The organism is Pseudomonas sp. Irchel s3a10 (assembly GCF_900187525.1).
GTDB lineage: Bacteria > Pseudomonadota > Gammaproteobacteria > Pseudomonadales > Pseudomonadaceae > Aquipseudomonas > Aquipseudomonas koreensis_G.
Genome location: NZ_FYDR01000005.1, coordinates 81317 through 96305, shown reverse-complemented (window position 1 = coordinate 96305; position 14989 = coordinate 81317). Strand labels below are relative to the sequence as shown.

Sequence of the window (14989 nt, the reverse complement as noted above, 5' to 3'; positions counted from 1 at the left end):
CCTGGAACTGAGGAATCCAGAACCTGAAAAGGCGCAGATATATTTTCTGGATCTTGAAAATATATTTGCGCCTGATGTTGAAAGAAAGGCATCTGACAATGGCCGGCCCCCCGTCCGACCATCAGGATTTACGTCAACGCCAACCGCACCTGCTTCTCCAGCTCCACCTTCAACCCCGGCTCCAGCTTCAACTGGCGCGCCAGTTCATCCAGATAGCTCTTCTCCATAAAACTCTCCTCATCCACCAGCATCACACTGGCGATGTACATCTCTGCGGCCATTTCCGGCGTACTCGCGGCGCGGGCGACATCGGTCGGGTCGAGGGGTTTGTTGAGTTCGGCGTGCAGCCAGTGTTGCAGTTCCTGATCGTTGTCGAGTTTGGTGAATTCGCCTTCGATCAACTGGCGCTCGCGATCATCGATATGGCCGTCGGCTTTGGCGGCGGCGACCAGCGCTTTTAGAATCGCCTGACTGTGTTGCTCGGCTTGTGCCGGCGGCAGGCGATCCAGAGTTTGCGGTTCGTTCTGCGGTGCGGTGCCTTTTTGTGCGTTGTAGTTGCCGTAGGCCTTGTACGCCAGCACCCCCAGCGCTGCGAGGCCGCCGTAGATCGCGACTTTGCCGCCGACCTTGCGCACTTTTTTGTTGCCGAGCAGCAGGCCCATGGCGCCCGCCGCCAATGCGCCACCTCCAGCACCTGACAGCAGACCGCCGAGGCCACTGCCACCAGAAGAGCCACCAAGCAAACCGCCCAGCCCGCCAGCCGACGGTTTGTTCGGCGCCCCGCCAGCCTTGTTCTGCAACAGATCCTGGCCGGATTTGAGTAGTTGATCGAGCAATCCACGGGTGTTCATGTTCCGCCTCCAAAACAGGGGTTATCCGGATCTATCAGGCCCTCAGCCTAGTTCGAAAGTGCCCCGCGCCTGCTCGCGAGAGTGCTTCCAGATGTTGCTTCGCCTGCAACAGCCCTTCGTGAAAATAGATATACACTCAGGCCAATCGATAAAAACCGCCCACCGGGTACCCTTCTCATGATGACCCTGCGTCAGATCCGTCACTTCATCGCGGTGGCCGAGACCGGCTCGATTTCCGCCGCCGCGCAAACCGCGTTCATTTCCCAATCGACCCTGACCCTCGCCATTCAGCAACTGGAAGAGGAAATCGGCGTCAGCCTGTTCAGCCGTCACGCCAAGGGCATGACGCTGACGCATCAGGGCCATCAATTCCTGCGGCAGGCGCATCTGATTCTGGCCACCGTGGATAACGCCAAACGCAGCCTGCAACAGAGCACCGATCAGGTCGCCGGGCAGTTGATCGTCGGGGTGACCAGCCTGGTCGCCGGTTATTACCTCGCCGATTTGCTTACCCGATTCCAGCGCGCCTATCCCAACGTCGAGATTCGGGTGATGGAGGACGAGCGGCCGTACATCGAGCATTTGCTGGTCAGCGGCGAGATCGATGTCGGCGTGCTGATCCTCTCCAACCTCGAAGACCGCCACGCCCTGCAGACCGAAGTGCTGACTCACTCGCCGCATCGTCTGTGGCTGCCGGCCCAGCATCCACTGCTGGAACACGACAGCATCAACCTCGCCGACGTCGCTCGCGAACCGCTGATTCAACTGAATGTTGATGAAATGGATCGCAACGCCCAAAGACTTTGGCGCGGCGCCGGGCTGCAACCGAAGATCACTCTGCGCACCGCCTCCACCGAAGCCGTGCGAAGTCTGGTGGCGGCGGGTTTGGGTGTGTCGATCCAGCCGGACATGACTTATCGCCCATGGTCACTGGAGGGCGACATCATCGAAGCGCGGCCGATTGCCGACCTCAACCAGACCCTCGATGTCGGTCTGGCCTGGCGCCGCGGTACTGCACGTCCCGCTCTGGTCGACCCGTTTTTGACTGTGGCCCGCGAACAACCGCATGGCGGACGCAAGCCATCTATTTAATCGAATGCCACCTTCAGTATTTAGAATTTGTCGACCTCGGAGCCGCGCACTAGTCTTGCTGCATCTATAAGACGGTCGGCTCCCGGGCACGGGAGCCACAATGACCACACAAGAAAAGAGATCGCGGAAAATGGCTGGCGTGCAGACCCCGATGTGTACCGCGTTGCTGATCGACGGCGAACTGGTCGCCGGGCAAGGTTTTGTCGAACCGATCCTCAACCCGGCCACCGGTGAAATCCTCACCCACATCGCCGAGGCCAGCACCGAGCAGGTCGAAACGGCGATCCTCGCCGCCCACCACGCCTTTGCCGAATGGTCACGCACCACGCCGCAACAACGCTCCAACCTGCTGCTGGAAATCGCCAGCGCGGTGGAAAAACACGCTGACTACCTCGCCCGCCTCGAAGCGCTGAACTGCGGCAAGCCGCTGCACCTGGCGCGGCAGGACGATCTGACCGCCACCGTCGACGTGTTCCGCTTCTTTGCCGGCGCCGTGCGCTGCCAGACCGGCCAGCTCAGTGGCGAGTACCTGCCGGGCTACACCAGCATGGTGCGCCGCGATCCGATTGGCGTGGTGGCGTCGATTGCGCCGTGGAACTACCCAATCATGATGGCCGCGTGGAAAATCGCCCCGGCCCTCGCCGCCGGCAACACCCTGGTGTTCAAGCCGTCCGAACACACGCCGCTGTCGATCCTCGCACTGGCGCCAGCACTCGCCGAGATCCTGCCGCGCGGGGTGATCAACATCATCTGCGGCGGCGGTGAAGGCGTCGGCAGCCATCTGGTCGGGCACGCCAAGGTGCGCATGGTTTCGCTGACCGGCGATATCGTCACCGGGCAAAAGATCCTCCAGGCCGCGGCGAAAACCCTGAAACGCACACACCTGGAACTCGGCGGCAAAGCCCCGGTGATCGTCTGCAACGACGCCGACATTCAAGCGGTGGTCGACGGCGTGCGCACCTACGGTTACTACAACGCCGGGCAGGACTGCACCGCCGCGTGCCGGATCTACGCGCAGGCCGGGATTCACGACAAACTGGTGGCTGAGCTCGGCGCGGCGGTCAGCAGCCTGCGCTTCGCCGGCAAGCGCGATGCCGACAACGAGATCGGCCCGCTGATCAGCACCCGCCAGCGCGACCGCGTCGCCAGTTTCGTCGAACGCGCCCTCGGCCAGCCGCACATCGAACGGGTGACCGGCGCGGCGGTGCATTCCGGCGCCGGGTTCTTCTACCAACCGACGTTGCTGGCCGGTTGCAAACAGACTGATGAAATCGTCCAGCGCGAAGTGTTCGGCCCGGTGGTCACCGTGACCCGCTTCGACGAACTCGCGCAAGCCGTGGACTGGGCCAACGACTCCGAATACGGCCTCGCCTCGTCGGTGTGGACGCAGAATCTGGACAAGGCGATGCAGGTCGCCGCCCGTTTGCAGTACGGCTGCACCTGGATCAACAGCCATTTCATGCTGGTCAGCGAAATGCCCCATGGCGGGCTGAAACGCTCGGGATACGGCAAAGACTTATCCAGTGATTCGTTGCAGGACTACAGCGTGGTGCGGCACATCATGGCCCGCCACGGCCAGCATCTCTGACTACGCTAATAACAAGCCGCAAAACGGCATGGCTTCACCGCGTTCACAACTGCCCCGACCATAATTTAAAGAAGAGGGTTCAACCATGTTCGTGCACAAGACCGCACTGCTCAGTACAATCACCACAGCCCTGCTGGCCAGCGCCAGCCTGCAAGCTGCCGAGCCGCTGAAAGCCGTCGGCGCCGGCGAAGGTCAGCTGGATATCGTGGCCTGGCCGGGCTACATCGAACGTGGCGAGAGCGACAAGGCTTACGACTGGGTGAGCGGTTTCGAAAAGGAAACCGGCTGCAAGGTCAATGTGAAGACTGCCGCGACCTCCGACGAGATGGTCAGTCTGATGGCCAAAGGCGGTTACGACCTGGTCACCGCTTCGGGCGATGCCTCGTTGCGCTTGATCGTCGGCAAGCGCGTGCAGCCGATCAACACCGCATTGATCCCGAACTGGAAAACCCTCGACCCACGTCTGAAAGATGCGCCGTGGTACGTGGTCAACAACCAGACCTACGGCACCCCGTATCAGTGGGGCCCGAACGTGCTGATGTACAACACCAACGTGTTCAAGACACCGCCGACCAGCTGGAACGTACTGTTCGACGCGCAGAATTTCCCCGACGGCAAACCGAACAAGGGCCGCGTGCAGGCCTATGACGGCCCGATCTACATCGCCGACGCGGCGTTGTATCTGAAAACTGCCAAGCCGGAGCTGGGGATCAATGATCCGTATCAACTCACCGAAGCGCAGTACAAAGCCGTGCTCGATCTGTTGCGCGCGCAGCAACCGCTGATCCACCGCTACTGGCATGACACCACGGTACAAATGAGCGACTTCAAGAACGAAGGCGTGGTGGCGTCCAGCGCCTGGCCGTATCAGGTCAACGGTCTGATCAACGAGAAACAGCCGATCGCTTCGACCATCCCCAAAGAAGGCGCCACCGGTTGGGCCGACACCACCATGCTGCACGCCGAAGCCAAGCACCCGAACTGCGCGTACAAGTGGATGGACTGGTCGTTGCAGCCGAAAGTCCAGGGTGACGTGGCGGCGTGGTTTGGTTCGCTGCCAGCAGTGCCCGCGGCGTGCAAGGAGAGCGAACTGCTCGGCGCCGAGGGTTGCAAGACCAATGGCTTCGACCAGTTCGACAAGATCGCCTTCTGGAAAACCCCGCAGGCTGAGGGCGGCAAGTTTGTACCGTACAGCCGCTGGACGCAGGACTACATTGCGATCATGGGCGGCCGCTGACACGCCGCTCACCTGTGGCGAGGGAGCTTGCTCCCGCTGGGTGGCGAAGCCGCCCCAAGACCTGGCAATGCGGTCTGCCATTCAAATCGCATGTGGCCAATTTGGGAGTGCTGCGCACTCCAGCGGGAGCAAGCTCCCTCGCCACAAAAGAAACAGGATTCAGCTTTTTCAGAAGTCCAGGCGAGGGCCGCTGCGACGGCCCACGCCTTTTTGGAGCACCGCACCATGACGCTTGCAGTCCAGTTCACCAACGTTTCCCGGCAGTTCGGCGAGGTGAAGGCCGTTGACCGGGTTTCCATCGATATCCAGGACGGCGAGTTCTTTTCCATGCTCGGCCCTTCCGGCTCGGGTAAGACCACCTGCCTGCGCCTGATCGCCGGTTTCGAACAACCGAGCGCCGGCTCGATCCGCATTCACGGCGCCGAAGCGGCCGGTCTGCCGCCGTATCAACGTGATGTGAACACCGTCTTCCAGGACTACGCGCTGTTCCCGCACATGAACGTGCTGGACAACGTCGCCTATGGCTTGAAGGTCAAAGGCGTGAGCAAAACCGAGCGCCACAAGCGCGCCGAAGAGGCCTTGGACATGGTCGCCCTCGGCGGTTATGGCGCACGCAAACCGGTGCAGTTGTCCGGCGGTCAGCGCCAGCGTGTCGCCCTCGCCCGCGCTTTGGTCAATCGCCCACGGGTGCTGTTGCTTGATGAGCCGTTGGGCGCGCTCGATTTGAAATTGCGCGAGCAGATGCAAAGCGAACTGAAGAAGCTGCAACGCCAACTCGGCATCACCTTCATCTTCGTCACCCACGATCAAACCGAAGCGCTGTCGATGTCCGACCGTGTCGCGGTATTCAACAAGGGCCGCATTGAACAGGTCGACACCCCACGCAATCTGTACATGAAACCCACCACCACCTTCGTCGCCGAATTCGTCGGCACCTCGAACGTGATTCGCGGCGATCTGGCCCGCCAGCTCAGCGGTCATCCGCAGCCGTTTTCGATTCGCCCCGAGCACGTGCGTTTCGCCGAAGGGCCGCTCGCCAGCCATGAAATCGAAGTCAGTGGTCTGCTCCACGACATCCAGTATCAGGGCAGCGCCACGCGCTATGAACTGACGCTGGAAAACGGCCAGACCTTGAGCATCAGCCACGCCAACAATCAGTGGATCGACAGCAGCGCACAACACCAGACCGGCCAGCGCTTGAGCGCACGCTGGGCGCGGGAAGCGATGATTCCACTGCACGACACCGTCGCGAGCGAGGCGTGAAATGAGCACGCTCGCGATGACTCAATCGCCGCCCCTGCGCCGGTTTTCCAACCTGCTCTATCGCAAGCCGAACCTGTACTTGTCGATGCTGCTGATACCGCCACTGCTGTGGTTCGGCGCGATCTATCTTGGCTCGCTGCTGGTGCTGCTGTGGCAGGGTTTCTACACCTTCGACGACTTCACCATGGCGGTCACCCCTGACCTGACGCTGGCGAATTTTGCCGCGCTGTTTCAGCCGTCGAACTTCGACATCATCCTGCGCACGCTGAGCATGGCCATCGTCGTGTCGATCGCCAGCGCTATCGTCGCGTTCCCGATTGCCTATTACATGGCGCGCTACACCACGGGCAAGACCAAGGCGTTTTTCTACATCGCAGTGATGCTACCGATGTGGGCCAGTTACATCGTCAAGGCCTACGCCTGGACGTTGCTGCTGGCCAAGGGCGGTGTGGCGCAATGGTTCGTCCAGCATCTGGGGCTGGAGCCGGTGTTGCAGTTCATCCTCGGCATTCCCGGGTTGGGCGGCAGCACGTTGTCGACTTCGCATCTGGGCCGGTTCATGGTGTTCGTCTACATCTGGCTGCCGTTCATGATCCTGCCGATTCAGGCCTCGCTGGAGCGCTTGCCGCCGTCGCTGTTGCAGGCCTCAGCCGACCTTGGCGCGAAGCCGCGTCAGACCTTCATGCAAGTGATTCTGCCGCTGTCGATTCCCGGAATTGCTGCCGGCTCGATCTTCACCTTTTCCCTGACCCTGGGCGATTTCATCGTGCCGCAATTGGTCGGACCGCCGGGCTATTTCGTTGGCAGCATGGTGTACGCGCAGCAAGGTGCGATCGGCAACATGCCGATGGCGGCGGCGTTCACCTTGGTACCGATTGTGTTGATCGCGGTTTATCTGTCCATCGTCAAACGTCTGGGGGCCTTCGATGCACTCTGAGCGCGCTTCACTGGGCCTGCGCATTGCTGCCTGGGGCGGGTTGGTGTTTCTGCACTTCCCGATCCTGATCATCTTCCTTTACGCCTTCAACACCGAGGAAGCCGCGTTCAGCTTTCCGCCGAAGGGTTTCACCCTGCACTGGTTCAGCGTGGCGTTTTCGCGGCCGGATGTGCTGGAGGCGATCAAGCTCTCGCTGCAGATCGCCGCCATCGCCACGTTGATCGCGATGGTGCTCGGCACGCTCGCTTCGGCAGCGTTGTACCGCCGCGATTTCTTCGGCAAGCAGGGCATTTCACTGATGCTGATTTTGCCGATCGCATTGCCGGGGATCATCACCGGGATCGCACTGTTGGCGACGTTCAAGACGCTGGGGATCGAGCCGGGGATGTTCACCATCATCGTCGGCCACGCGACCTTCTGCGTGGTGATCGTCTACAACAATGTCATCGCCCGCCTGCGCCGTACCTCGCACAGCCTGATCGAAGCCTCGATGGACCTCGGCGCGGATGGCTGGCAAACCTTTCGCTACATCATCCTGCCGAACCTCGGCTCGGCGTTGCTGGCCGGCGGCATGCTGGCGTTTGCGCTGTCGTTCGACGAAATCATCGTCACCACGTTTACCGCCGGCCACGAACGTACGTTGCCGCTGTGGCTGCTCAACCAGCTCAGCCGCCCACGGGATGTGCCGGTGACCAACGTCGTCGCCATGCTGGTGATGATGGTGACCATGTTGCCGATCCTTGGCGCGTACTACCTGACACGCGGTGGCGAGAGCGTGGCCGGCAGCGGCGGCAAATAACCGAATAACTGAAGAAACCGGATCGAAATGTGGGAGCGGGCTTGCTCGCGAAGAGGCAATCAAATTCAGCATTGATGTCGGCTGACCCACCGCCTTCGCGAGCAAGCCCGCTCCCACAATGGAACCCGGTTTCTTCAGAAAAATAACAATTGCTTCGAAGAGGACAACAACATGCAAACCAGACTCTTGATCAACGGCCACCTGGTCAACGGCGAAGGCCCGGCGCAACCGGTGCTCAATCCTTCACTCGGCAGCGTACTGGTGGAGATCAACGAAGCCTCCGAGGCCCAGGTAGACGCCGCCGTGCGCGCCGCCGACAACGCCTTCGCCGAGTGGTCGCAAACCACGCCGAAAGACCGTTCGCTGTTGCTGCTCAAACTCGCCGACGCCATTGAAGCCCATGGCGAGGAACTGGCGAAATTCGAATCCGACAACTGCGGCAAACCCTACAGCGCCGCACTGAACGACGAGATCCCGGCGATTGCCGACGTGTTCCGTTTCTTCGCCGGTGCCAGCCGTTGCATGAGCGGTTCGGCCGGTGGTGAATACCTGCCCGGCCACACCTCGATGATCCGCCGCGACCCGGTGGGCGTGATCGCCTCCATTGCACCGTGGAATTACCCGCTGATGATGGTCGCCTGGAAAATCGCCCCGGCCCTCGCTGCCGGTAATACCGTGGTGCTCAAGCCGTCGGAACAAACCCCGCTGACCGCGTTGCGTCTGGCCGAACTGGCGTCGGAAATCTTCCCGGCTGGCGTACTCAATCTGGTGTTTGGTCGTGGTCCTACCGTCGGCAGCCCTTTGGTCACGCACCCGAAAGTGCGCATGGTCTCGCTGACCGGCTCCATCGCCACCGGTTCGAACATCATTTCCAGCACCGCCGACAGCGTCAAACGCATGCACATGGAACTGGGCGGCAAAGCGCCGGTGATCATCTTCGACGACGCCGACATCGATGCCGCCGTCGAAGGCATCCGCACCTTCGGTTTCTATAACGCCGGGCAGGACTGCACCGCCGCGTGCCGGATCTACGCGCAGCAAGGCATCTACGACCAGTTCGTCGAGAAGCTCGGCGCAGCGGTCAGCACAATCAAGTACGGCTTGCAGGATGATCCGTCGACCGAGTTGGGGCCGCTGATCACCGCGCAACATCGCGACCGCGTGGCCGCGTTCGTCGAACGCGCCGTGGCGCAGTCGCACATTCGCTTGATCACGGGTGGCAAGGCTGTGGAAGGCGACGGCTTCTTCTTCGAACCGACGGTGCTGGCCGACGCGCAACAGGATGACGAAATCGTCCGCCGTGAAGTGTTCGGGCCGGTGGTGTCGGTGACCCAGTTCACCGATGAAGCGCAGGCGCTGGCGTGGGCCAACGACTCCGACTATGGCCTGGCGTCCTCGGTGTGGACGGCGGATGTCGGACGCGCGCATCGCTTGTCCGCGCGATTGCAGTACGGCTGCACCTGGGTCAATACGCACTTCATGCTCGTCAGCGAAATGCCCCATGGCGGTCAGAAATTGTCTGGTTATGGCAAGGACATGTCCATGTACGGGCTGGAGGACTACACCACGGTTCGGCATGTGATGTTCAAGCACTAAGCCTTTAAAAGCTTCGCGAGCAAGCCCGCTCCCACAGGGGGACGCATTCCAAGGTGGGAGCGGGCTTGCTCGCGAAGGCGTCACCTCGGTTTCAGGAAGAAAACCGGCATTACGCACCAACAGGATCCCAAAACAATAACTACCGACCCGGGCGGTGCCCGCAAAGCCCCGCCACGGCTTCGGCCATCCGAAATCTGCCGATTTCCCGGAGCAAACACCCATGAGTGCCTCACCCGAATTCCCGGCCGCCGTCGCCGACAGCGATGCCGAACAACTGCGCAAACTCGGCTACACCTCGAACTTCAACCGCAGCATGAGCCTGTGGGAAAACTTCGCTTTGGGCTTCACCTATCTGTCACCAGTCGTAGGGGTTTATACCCTGTTCGGTCTGTGCCTCGCCGCTGGCGGCCCGCCGATGTTCTGGGCTTACCTGCTGGTCGGTTGCGGCCAGCTGCTGGTGTGCCTGATCTTCGGCGAAGTGGTTTCGCAGTTCCCGATTTCCGGCGGCGTTTATCCATGGGCGCGGCGTCTGGTCGGCAAGAAATGGGCGTGGATGGTCGGCTGGATCTACTCCATCGCCCTGTGCGTGACCATTGCTGCGGTGGCTGTCGGTGCCGGCCCGTATCTGGCGGCAATGCTCGGATTTGAGCCAAGCAACAACACCAACATTGTCATCGCGCTGGTGCTGACCTTGTTTGCCACGCTGGTCAATCTGAGCGGCACCAAAGTGCTGGCGCGCATTGCCATGTTCGGCTTCCTCTGCGAACTGGTCGGCGCGGTGATCGTCGGCGTGTACCTGCTGATCTTCGAGCGTCACCAACCGCTGAGCGTGCTGTTCAACACCTTCGACATCAGCGTTGATGGCTCGTACCTGCCGGCGTTCCTCACCGCCTCGCTGGCGGGGATGTTCCTCTACTACGGCTTCGAGGCCTGCGGCGACGTTGCCGAAGAAACCCCGAACCCCAGCGCGAAAATCCCGGTGGCCATGCGCATGACCATCTACATCGGCGGCATCGCGGCGATGTTCGCCTGCCTGGCGCTGATCCTCGCCGTGCCGGACATGCAAGCGGTGATCAACGGCACAGACAAAGACCCGGTCACCACCATCCTCAACAACGCCTTCGGCCCGATCGGCTCGAAAGTGGTGATGGGCGTGGTGATGATTTCCTTCATCTCCTGTGTCATCAGCCTACAGGCCGCAGCGAGTCGTCTGCTGTACTCCTACGCTCGCGACGAAATGGTCATCGGCAGCCGACTGCTGAAAAAGATTTCTCCTACAACCCAGGTGCCAGTTGCCGCGCTGTTCGTGTCCGGCGTCCTGCCCGCCCTGATCATCGCCCTCGGCTTCTTCCTGCAAGACGCCGTGGCCACCATCGTCAGCTTCGCCGCCATCGGCATCTACCTCGCGTTCCAGATGATCGTCCTCGCTGCCCTCTACGCCCGCAGCAAAGGCTGGAAACCCAGCGGCAAATTCACCCTCGGCACATGGGGCTGGCCGGTGAACATCGGCGCGCTGGTGTACGGCGTTGGCGCAATCACCAACATGGCCTGGCCACGTACGCCGGATGCGGCGTGGTACGTGAACTATGCGATGGTGTTGAGTACTGCGATCGTGATTGGTTTGGGGCTGGTTTACATGTGGATTGGCAAGCCGTATGACCATGGCAAGGCGCCGGCTGGGGATGCGTGGAAGGTGAGTCGCTAAGAGCGTTTGATCCCGGCACCGACAAGGTGCCGGGGTTCAGCAAAGACGAGAAAAGTCATCAAAAAGAAAGCTCTGCCTGATCGTGCTTCAGTAACGAAATACGATCGAACAACCTGATTTTTTCATTGGCTTTTTGCTTGGCGTGATCGGACATGAATGCAATCAACTCTTCGAGCTGACTGACGTCTCCGACCACTTTGAATTCCTTTTCCTTGTTGACGAAGACAAGCGACTTCTTCTTTCTCGACAACAGTTCAATGACGTTGCTGAGCGTGCCGGTGCTCTTTGCATCCCAGATCATCAGGCCGTAATCAGCCGCTTCAGCCATCACCACGTCTTTTTCGGTGAAGAAGGCTCTCGACCCTTTGGAGTGTTTGGAGTCGACTGTTCTGGCGGGCCATTTCCCAAGGTTATTCCTCGGTGCCGAACCGCTGCAGAACACCGTGGTTTTGGATCGCTCAAGACTGAGCAGATACTCCTGAATGTAGGTGTCGGCGCCACCTGCATCACCCACCACCACCTCAAAATCGGACGCAACGATATTATTGATACGCTCTTTAACCTTCGGATCAAGGTTCTTGATGTTGATAGAGCCGGCAATAAATACAGTGGTCATTGAGTTCAAATTCTCCGCGGCAATGCACGTGAATCAAATGAATAACGGAAAAAGTACCGGTTAGGGATGGGCTCACCATCCTCAGTGCAAAAACAGGCATTTCCTACAGATACAGCCTTCCCGAGAAAGCCCCATTTCCTACGCTGTGCATCGAAAGAGTAGACTTGGCGCCGCTAGCGCCTGACCGATAGGCTTTATCCCGTCGCTGCCAAATCAGCGGCCCGGGGTCGAAGCCGGAACATCATCAACATGGCGCAACTGCGTCCTCCATAGAAACCAAGGCTTCTTGCCTTTCAGTTTCGCGTTATGGCGGATCGTGTGGTGCGGGCCTCTCGGCTTACATGTTGATCGAGAATTCCGACTTCGAACGCCACACGGTTCGCCACCCAAAAATCTGTCGAAGGATTCGTGGCGACTCTCATTTCAACATGGAGTCAGAAATGCCTAAGCACACGCCAAATCCACCTGAAACCCATCCGCACTTCACCCCCACCGTCTTCACCCGCCACAACCGCTTCCTCCACGCCTTCATGCAAGACCACGAAGCCTGGTTCTGTGTTCAGGATCTCGGTCGCTTGATGGGCTACCCGCTAAACGAACGCCTCACGCTGAAACTCGATCCCGACCAGCGTCGCAATGTCCTCCTGCGCAAGGACGGCGAAATCGTCGATTGCGCGATAGTCAGCGAGTCCGGCCTATACGCCCTGCTTGTCCACCACTTCGTCCCGGAAAACCGCAACCTGCGCCAATGGCTAAGTCATGAAGTGATCCCGATGCTGCGCGAAGCCCAATCAAGCCCTGTGGAAAACCACCCGAGCCTGAGCTCAATGCATTGGGCAGGCGTTACCGTGCCGTTGCTGCACTGGCAACAGCAGGCATGGGTCAAATGGCGGGATGTGCCGGATTTGATGCATGGACAGCGACCGTATCCGGTTTTGGGAACGTGTAGCTGAAGTCCATTCAATAAAAAACCTGCGGCGAGGGAGCTTGTCGAATCGTCGCACCGTCCCGCAGGGTCGCGCAGCTGCCCGTCTACAAAAAGCAGGGGACTGCTGCGCAGTCCAGCGGGAGCAAGCTCCCTCGCCACAGGTCCAGCGTTAAAACCGCGAAACGCTCCTCATCGCATCCACCAGATAGCGCATCGCTATCCGGTCACTCTCCGACAACTCGCGATAACGCTCCACCAGCTTCAGCTCTTCAGAACTCAATCGACGCCTTCTGCGGCCGCTGCCGAGGCAGGGGAAGATGCCGAGCATTTCGGCGATACCTTGTATTTTTGCCATGGACGATGTCCTTCAATACTTCAAAGAATTGCTAAACCACCACATCGCCCTGCCCCTTACAGCAGCGCCGTGTGCCCTACCGGTCAACACCGGTCATGCCCATAGAATAGAAATTAAATCGGCGCTGAAAAGCGGTTTTTAGAGTAATTAGTCGAAAAAAGCAGATATGCCGTGTAAATCAGAACGCGCTGTCAGATTTTTAACCGACATGTCTTGTTTCATTGACACTCTGTCACGGTGTATCAACGAATTTTGCTCGGCGAGCGAACCGTTTAAGCTAGCCGGCATCTGTTACTAGTCCGTTGCGTTTGGCCGAAGGCTTGTCCGAACCGTAATTTCTGATCCAGCACGTGCCAGGTAAGGCGCGGGATTGCTCACGATAGGTTGTATCTATGCACCGCAGGAATTTGCTCAAAGCGTCGATGGCCATTGCGGCTTACACCGGTCTCTCGGCTTCCGGCCTGCTGGCCGCCCGTGCCTGGGCCGCCAATGGTGGCGCCGCCGATGGTGAAGCGCAGGCCTTCGACTTCGAAGCGCTCAAGCGTCAGGCCAAGCAACTGGCCGGCTCGGCCTATCAGGACACCAAACAGGTGCTGCCGCCGACTCTGGCGACCATGACCCCACAGAACTTCAACGCGATCCGCTACGACGGTGATCATTCGCTGTGGAAGGAAAACAAGGGTCAGCTCGACGTGCAGTTCTTCCACGTCGGCATGGGGTTCCGCCAGCCGGTGCGCATGTACAGCGTCGATCCGAAGACCCGTACCGCGCGCGAGGTGCATTTCCGCCCGACGCTGTTCAACTACGAGAACACCTCGGTCGACACCCAGCAGCTCAAGGGCGACCTGGGGTTTGCCGGCTTCAAGCTGTTCAAGGCGCCGGAGCTGGATCGCCATGACGTGGTGTCGTTCCTCGGCGCCAGCTATTTCCGCGCGGTGGACGCCACTGGCCAATATGGCCTATCCGCCCGCGGTCTGGCCGTCGACACCTACGCGAAAAAGCGCGAAGAATTCCCTGACTTCACCAAGTTCTGGTTCGAGACTCCGGAGCAGAACGCCACCCGTTTTGTGGTCTACGCCCTGCTCGACTCGCCGAGCGCCACCGGTGCCTACCGCTTCGACATCGACTGCCAGGCCGAGCGCGTAGTGATGGAGATCGACGCCCACATCAACGCGCGTACCGCCATCGAACAACTGGGCATCGCGCCGATGACCAGCATGTTCAGCTGCGGCACCCACGAACGGCGCATGTGCGACACCATTCACCCGCAGATCCACGACTCCGATCGCCTGGCGATGTGGCGCGGCAACGGCGAGTGGATCTGCCGTCCGCTGAACAATCCGGCGACCCTGCAGTTCAACGCGTTCGCCGACAAGGATCCGAAGGGCTTCGGTCTGGTGCAGACCGACCACGAATTCGCCAACTATCAGGACACTGTCGACTGGTACAGCAAGCGCCCGAGCCTGTGGGTCGAACCGACCACCGCGTGGGGCGAAGGCTCGATCGATCTGCTGGAAATTCCTACCACCGGCGAAACCCTCGACAACATCGTCGCGTTCTGGACCCCGAAGAAACCAGTGGCTGCCGGCGACTCGCTGAACTATGGCTACAAGCTTTACTGGAGCGCCCTGCCACCGGTTGGTACGCCACTGGCGCGGGTAAATGCGACCCGGTCGGGCATGGGTGGTTTCGTCGAAGGCTGGGCACCAGGCGAGCATTACCCGCCGGTCTGGGCCCGTCGCTTTGCCGTGGACTTCACCGGTGGCGGCCTGGATCGCCTGCCGCAGGGCACCGGAATCGAACCGGTGGTCACCTGCTCCCACGGCAAGGTGCAGGACTTCAGCGTGCTGGTGCTTGATGACATCAAGGGATACCGGATCCTGTTCGACTGGTACCCGACCAGCGACAGCGTCGAGCCGGTGGAACTGCGCCTGTTCATCCGCACCAATGACCGCACGCTGAGCGAGACCTGGTTGTACCAGTACTTCCCGCCGGCGCCGGACAAACGCAAGTATCCTTGAT

13 protein-coding genes are annotated in these 14989 nt (G+C 60.2%); 10 read left to right on the top strand and 3 right to left on the bottom strand.

Annotated features, from left to right (window positions below):
- Positions 1-128: 128 nt before the first annotated feature.
- Complete coding sequence (locus CKW11_RS16190) at positions 129-851, bottom strand: tellurite resistance TerB family protein (RefSeq protein ID WP_095138311.1); 723 nt, start codon at positions 849-851, stop codon at positions 129-131.
- A 177-nt stretch (positions 852-1028) separates the two neighbouring features.
- Here CKW11_RS16190 and CKW11_RS16185 point away from each other — a divergent pair, with 177 nt between their 5' ends.
- From CKW11_RS16185 to CKW11_RS16150, 8 genes are all read left to right on the top strand, one after another.
- Positions 1029-1943 (top strand): LysR family transcriptional regulator, encoded by a 915-nt coding sequence (locus tag CKW11_RS16185; RefSeq protein ID WP_007967749.1) that lies wholly within the window; start codon positions 1029-1031, stop codon positions 1941-1943.
- 130 nt (positions 1944-2073) lie between these two features.
- Positions 2074-3531 carry a gamma-aminobutyraldehyde dehydrogenase gene (locus CKW11_RS16180; protein ID WP_095138310.1) on the top strand — a complete coding sequence of 486 codons (1458 nt, stop codon included), beginning with the start codon at positions 2074-2076 and terminating at the stop codon, positions 3529-3531.
- An 85-nt stretch (positions 3532-3616) separates the two neighbouring features.
- Positions 3617-4768, top strand: a complete 1152-nt coding sequence (ydcS, locus tag CKW11_RS16175) for a putative ABC transporter substrate-binding protein YdcS (protein ID WP_095138309.1) — start codon at positions 3617-3619, stop codon at positions 4766-4768.
- A gap of 225 nt (positions 4769-4993) precedes the next feature.
- Positions 4994-6031, top strand: coding sequence for an ABC transporter ATP-binding protein (locus tag CKW11_RS16170; RefSeq protein WP_095138308.1), 1038 nt, complete (start codon positions 4994-4996; stop codon positions 6029-6031).
- Between the two features lies 1 nt (position 6032).
- Complete coding sequence (locus CKW11_RS16165; protein ID WP_095138307.1) at positions 6033-6968, top strand: ABC transporter permease; 936 nt, start codon at positions 6033-6035, stop codon at positions 6966-6968.
- Positions 6958-7767 (top strand): ABC transporter permease, encoded by an 810-nt coding sequence (locus CKW11_RS16160; protein WP_003222021.1) that lies wholly within the window; start codon positions 6958-6960, stop codon positions 7765-7767. The genes CKW11_RS16165 and CKW11_RS16160 overlap by 11 nt, the downstream gene beginning before the upstream one ends.
- A gap of 171 nt (positions 7768-7938) precedes the next feature.
- Entirely contained in the window at positions 7939-9363 is a 1425-nt protein-coding gene (locus CKW11_RS16155; protein ID WP_095138306.1) for a gamma-aminobutyraldehyde dehydrogenase, read from the top strand.
- A gap of 220 nt (positions 9364-9583) precedes the next feature.
- Entirely contained in the window at positions 9584-11068 is a 1485-nt protein-coding gene (locus CKW11_RS16150) for an APC family permease (RefSeq protein ID WP_095138305.1), read from the top strand.
- Positions 11069-11126: 58 nt separating this feature from the next.
- Here the strand turns inward: CKW11_RS16150 and CKW11_RS16145 are convergent, their stop codons facing one another.
- Positions 11127-11684, bottom strand: coding sequence for a hypothetical protein (locus tag CKW11_RS16145; protein WP_095138304.1), 558 nt, complete (start codon positions 11682-11684; stop codon positions 11127-11129).
- Positions 11685-12124: 440 nt separating this feature from the next.
- Here CKW11_RS16145 and CKW11_RS16140 point away from each other — a divergent pair, with 440 nt between their 5' ends.
- Complete coding sequence (locus tag CKW11_RS16140) at positions 12125-12637, top strand: Bro-N domain-containing protein (RefSeq protein WP_095138303.1); 513 nt, start codon at positions 12125-12127, stop codon at positions 12635-12637.
- Positions 12638-12781: 144 nt separating this feature from the next.
- On the opposite strand, the gene CKW11_RS16135 is transcribed toward CKW11_RS16140, so the two are convergent.
- Positions 12782-12967, bottom strand: coding sequence for a hypothetical protein (locus CKW11_RS16135; protein ID WP_003222012.1), 186 nt, complete (start codon positions 12965-12967; stop codon positions 12782-12784).
- 392 nt (positions 12968-13359) lie between these two features.
- On the opposite strand from CKW11_RS16135, the gene CKW11_RS16130 reads away from it, so the two are divergent.
- Positions 13360-14988: a glucan biosynthesis protein D gene (locus CKW11_RS16130; RefSeq protein ID WP_095138302.1), complete on the top strand. Its 1629-nt coding sequence runs from the start codon at positions 13360-13362 to the stop codon at positions 14986-14988.
- The last annotated feature ends 1 nt before the right edge of the window (position 14989 follow it).

What these genes read in the sequence shown, in the direction of transcription:
- CKW11_RS16190 (WP_095138311.1), bottom strand. Translation starts at nt 851, where the DNA reads ATGAACACCCGTGGATTGCTCGATCAACTACTCAAATCCGGCCAGGAT.
- CKW11_RS16185 (WP_007967749.1), top strand. Translation starts at nt 1,029, where the DNA reads ATGATGACCCTGCGTCAGATCCGTCACTTCATCGCGGTGGCCGAGACC.
- CKW11_RS16180 (WP_095138310.1), top strand. Translation starts at nt 2,074, where the DNA reads ATGGCTGGCGTGCAGACCCCGATGTGTACCGCGTTGCTGATCGACGGC.
- ydcS (WP_095138309.1), top strand. Translation starts at nt 3,617, where the DNA reads ATGTTCGTGCACAAGACCGCACTGCTCAGTACAATCACCACAGCCCTG.
- CKW11_RS16170 (WP_095138308.1), top strand. Translation starts at nt 4,994, where the DNA reads ATGACGCTTGCAGTCCAGTTCACCAACGTTTCCCGGCAGTTCGGCGAG.
- CKW11_RS16165 (WP_095138307.1), top strand. Translation starts at nt 6,033, where the DNA reads ATGAGCACGCTCGCGATGACTCAATCGCCGCCCCTGCGCCGGTTTTCC.
- CKW11_RS16160 (WP_003222021.1), top strand. Translation starts at nt 6,958, where the DNA reads ATGCACTCTGAGCGCGCTTCACTGGGCCTGCGCATTGCTGCCTGGGGC.
- CKW11_RS16155 (WP_095138306.1), top strand. Translation starts at nt 7,939, where the DNA reads ATGCAAACCAGACTCTTGATCAACGGCCACCTGGTCAACGGCGAAGGC.
- CKW11_RS16150 (WP_095138305.1), top strand. Translation starts at nt 9,584, where the DNA reads ATGAGTGCCTCACCCGAATTCCCGGCCGCCGTCGCCGACAGCGATGCC.
- CKW11_RS16145 (WP_095138304.1), bottom strand. Translation starts at nt 11,684, where the DNA reads ATGACCACTGTATTTATTGCCGGCTCTATCAACATCAAGAACCTTGAT.
- CKW11_RS16140 (WP_095138303.1), top strand. Translation starts at nt 12,125, where the DNA reads ATGCCTAAGCACACGCCAAATCCACCTGAAACCCATCCGCACTTCACC.
- CKW11_RS16135 (WP_003222012.1), bottom strand. Translation starts at nt 12,967, where the DNA reads ATGGCAAAAATACAAGGTATCGCCGAAATGCTCGGCATCTTCCCCTGC.
- CKW11_RS16130 (WP_095138302.1), top strand. Translation starts at nt 13,360, where the DNA reads ATGCACCGCAGGAATTTGCTCAAAGCGTCGATGGCCATTGCGGCTTAC.